Raw genomic sequence first — 3,323 nt, 5'->3', positions numbered from 1 at the left:
CTGACACCTACGCCTATACAATTCCGCGCCTTCCGGGGTGAAGGCGGCATCGAGCGGAATTTCTTTGCAGCATACGCAGCAGGTGGTGCAACTGGCAGTGTTCGGGGCGTTTGCGTTCATGGTGGTACTCCTCCAGATTGGTAGCGAAGCTCAAAGCTGCCCACTCTCGGCTGGCTGGGAAGCGGTCATGATCTTCCCTTGAAGGCCCGCAGCAGCCGCGTCACAGACAGGACAAACAAGCCGGTCAGCGTGAGGGCTGCAATACCCCAGTGCTCCCCGATGAACGCGCCGGCCGTCGTGCCGGCTAGCACAATGGCGAGAATCGGCAAATGGCAGGGACAGGTGAGCACGGCCAGCGCGCCCCACAAGTAGCCGGTGATCGGTTTGTGCGTCTCAGACGGCAAGTGCTCTGGGCTGTTCATGGCAGACTCTCCGCGTGCTGTGCCGGTTCGGTTGGCATGGCGGCCAGTTGCATTTCGAGGCTGGCCAGGGCCTCGCGCCGACGCTCGACGAGTTGCCGCAACACGGCAAGCTGCGCAGACGCACCGTCACCGTCCGCAGCATCCAGCGCCCGGCACAGCCGCGCCAGTGCGTCCAGGCCGATACCCGCTTCGAAGGCAGCCCGTACAAAGCGCAGCCGTTGCAACGCGGTGTCATCGAACAAGCCGTAGCCGCCCGTGGTGCACGCGACCGGACGTAGCAATCCGCGCAGCAGGTAGTCGCGCACGATATGCACGCTCACCCCGGCATCAAGGGCCAGCCGGGACACTGTGTAGGCGCTCATTGAACACCTCCTTTTCCTCATCCGGCGCAGCACGAAAGCTGCTTCACGTCCTTGCTGAAGGTCTGCGCCGCGAGCTTCAGCCCTTCGACCATGGTCAGGTAGGGGAACAATTGGTCGGCCAGTTCCTGCACGGTCATACGGTTGCGAATGGCGAGCACCGCCGTCTGGATCAGTTCACCCGCTTCCGGGGCCACCGCTTGCACGCCGATGAGCCGTCCGCTACCTTCCTCGATGACCAGCTTGATGAAGCCGCGTGTGTCGAAGTTGGCAAGCGCACGCGGCACGTTGTCCAAGGTCAAGGTGCGACTGTCGGTCTCGATCCCGTCGTGATGTGCTTCCGCCTCGCTGTAGCCCACGGTGGCGACCTGCGGGTCGGTGAACACCACGGCCGGCATTGCGGTCAGGTCCAGGGCCGCATCGCCGCCAGTCATGTTGATCGCAGCACGGGTGCCGGCCGCTGCCGCCACATAGACGAACTGAGGCTGGTCGGTGCAGTCGCCAGCCGCATAAATGTGTGGCGTACTGGTGCGCATGCCCTTGTCGATGACGATGGCCCCCTGCGCATTGGCAGCGACTCCCGCCGCTTCCAATGCCAGGCTGCGCGTGTTCGGTGCCCTGCCAGTGGCGACCAGCAGCTGGTCGGCGCGTATTTCACCGTACCCGGTGGTCAGCACGAATTCGCCGTCAACATGCGCGACCTGGCTGGCTTGCGTGTGTTCCAATACCTTGATCCCTTCGGCACGGAACGCGGCTGTAACGGCCTCGCCAATGGCAGGGTCCTCGCTCGCAAACAACGTGCGCCGCGCCAGGATCGTGACTTCGCTGCCCAGCCGTGCAAACGCCTGCGCCAGTTCCAGCGCTACTACTGAGGCACCGATTACTGCGAGCCGTTTCGGAATGGTCTCGCTAACCAGCGCTTCGGTGGAAGTCCAATAGGGGGTTTCTGCAAGACCAGGCAACGGCGGAATGGCTGCGCTCGCGCCGGTAGCAATGAGACAGCGGTCAAACGCCACTTCGTGCCAGTCCCCTTCTGCAGCTTCCACGATAAGCGTGTGGCCATCCTTGAAACGGGCGCTGCCTCGTACCAGATTGATTGACGGATTGCTTTCGAGGATGCTTTCATATTTGGCAATTCGCAGCTCGTCCACGCGCGCCTGTTGCTGGACAAGCAAACGGTCACGCGAGACAACAGGCGGCGTCGCAGTGAGCCCCACGTCAAAAGGACTTTCACGGCGCAGATGAGCGATATGGGCTGCCCGAATCATGATCTTGGAGGGAACGCAACCCACGTTGACGCAGGTGCCGCCGATAGTCCCGCGCTCGATCAGCGTGACCCGGGCACCGTTTTCCGCCGCTTTGAGCGCAGCCGCCACAGCGGCTCCGCCGCTACCGATAACCGCCACATGTAACTGACCGGCCAGCTCCTCCACCGCGCGGTCACCGCTCAGCCACTGGGCGGCTCTGCCAAGAAGTCCTGGCCGTTCAGCACTGCGCCTTTTGCTTTCCACTTCGTCTGCAGGCTTAGCACGATAACCAAGTGCCCCCACTGCCGTCACGAGTGCCGATACGTCAAGCCTATTGCCCGTGACCTGCGCCCTGTTCGCCGGATAATCGACAGACGCTCGTATCACGCCGGGAACCGCCAGCAGCGCGTCCTCAACGTGCTTTGTGCAACTTGGGCAAGTCATGCCCGCCACGCTCAGACCAACTTCGTTTAATTCTTGCATTTTGCTCTCTCTTTCATCCGTTATGCCCAAGCCGACTCGTACAACGCCTCGGTAACTGGATCAGTTTTTCGCATCAGCGAACAGGCTCCGTACGTCATTTACAGGTTGTGCACGGAATGACTGACAGTAGAATCGCCAGAACAACATCTCTATCTGGCTCTGGCGACGCCGCCGTCATTTGATGCCTTATTTCTTCAGTTCAGAAGGGTAGCCCACGTCCGTCGTCGCCTTGATCAACTCATGCACACTGGTCTTGGTATCATCGAAGGTGACAACCGCTTCGCGTGGTTCGAAGGTAACGTCAACTTTATCAACGCCTTCAATCCTGGAAATCGCCATTTTGACTGTGATCGGGCAAGTCGCGCAGGACATTCCGGGAACGGACAACGTGACCGTCTGCGTGGCGGCCCAGGCAGGGACAGCGAAGGTAGCGGCAAGGGCAAGAGCGGTAAGCAGTTTTTTCATGATTTTTCCTCAATTAGTAGAACAGGGGCATTACATACGGGAACGTTAGTGCAACGACAACTAGCGCAGCCACAATCCAAAAGATGACTTTGTACGACGTCTTGGCTTGTGGGGCAGCGCATACATCGCCAGGCTCGCATGCTTGCGTAGTCCGGAAGATGCGGCGGTAGGCAAAGAACATTGCTATCAATGCCGCACCGAGAAAGATGGGGCGGTAAGGTTCCAATGCCGCCAAGTTACTCATCCAAGCGCCGCTGAATCCCAAGGCGATCAAAACCAGCGGCCCCAGGCAGCAGGCCGACGCAAGAATGGCGGCCAGCCCACCGGCGAAGAGCGCGCCGCGCCCG

Annotated in this window: 6 protein-coding genes; all 6 read right to left on the bottom strand. The window is 60.7% G+C overall.

The annotated features are described in order from the left end of the window. Positions 1 to 120, bottom strand: a 120-nt coding sequence (locus AAY72_RS16465; RefSeq protein ID WP_156411284.1) for a DUF3330 domain-containing protein, incomplete at its 3' end; no start/stop codon positions are given. A 65-nt stretch (positions 121 to 185) separates the two neighbouring features. Beyond that, the gene (gene merE / locus AAY72_RS05460; RefSeq protein ID WP_001087807.1) at positions 186 to 422 is read right to left on the bottom strand and encodes a broad-spectrum mercury transporter MerE; all 237 of its coding nucleotides are present in this window, start codon (positions 420 to 422) and stop codon (positions 186 to 188) included. Then, positions 419 to 784, bottom strand: a complete 366-nt coding sequence (gene merD / locus AAY72_RS05455) for a mercury resistance co-regulator MerD (RefSeq protein WP_001277463.1) — start codon at positions 782 to 784, stop codon at positions 419 to 421. Before merD ends, merE begins: the two co-directional genes overlap by 4 nt. 17 nt (positions 785 to 801) lie before the next feature. Continuing rightward, positions 802 to 2,511, bottom strand: a complete 1,710-nt coding sequence (gene merA, locus AAY72_RS05450; RefSeq protein WP_001157002.1) for a mercury(II) reductase — start codon at positions 2,509 to 2,511, stop codon at positions 802 to 804. 186 nt (positions 2,512 to 2,697) lie between these two features. Beyond that, positions 2,698 to 2,976, bottom strand: a complete 279-nt coding sequence (merP, locus tag AAY72_RS05445; protein WP_008950835.1) for a mercury resistance system periplasmic binding protein MerP — start codon at positions 2,974 to 2,976, stop codon at positions 2,698 to 2,700. 13 nt (positions 2,977 to 2,989) lie between these two features. Continuing rightward, positions 2,990 to 3,323, bottom strand: a 334-nt coding sequence (gene merT, locus AAY72_RS05440) for a mercuric ion transporter MerT (RefSeq protein WP_057785889.1), incomplete at its 5' end; no start/stop codon positions are given.

The organism is Alishewanella sp. WH16-1, assembly GCF_001441695.1.
In the GTDB taxonomy this organism is placed as follows: domain Bacteria; phylum Pseudomonadota; class Gammaproteobacteria; order Enterobacterales; family Alteromonadaceae; genus Alishewanella; species Alishewanella agri.
Note: the sequence above shows the minus strand (reverse complement) of the source record. Positions and strands in the feature narration are given on the sequence as shown.

Bases quoted from the DNA above. Each gene is read 5' to 3' on its own strand.
- merA (WP_001157002.1), bottom strand. From the start codon at position 2,511: ATGCAAGAATTAAACGAAGTTGGTCTGAGCGTGGCGGGCATGACTTGC.
- merE (WP_001087807.1), bottom strand. From the start codon at position 422: ATGAACAGCCCAGAGCACTTGCCGTCTGAGACGCACAAACCGATCACC.
- merD (WP_001277463.1), bottom strand. From the start codon at position 784: ATGAGCGCCTACACAGTGTCCCGGCTGGCCCTTGATGCCGGGGTGAGC.
- merP (WP_008950835.1), bottom strand. From the start codon at position 2,976: ATGAAAAAACTGCTTACCGCTCTTGCCCTTGCCGCTACCTTCGCTGTC.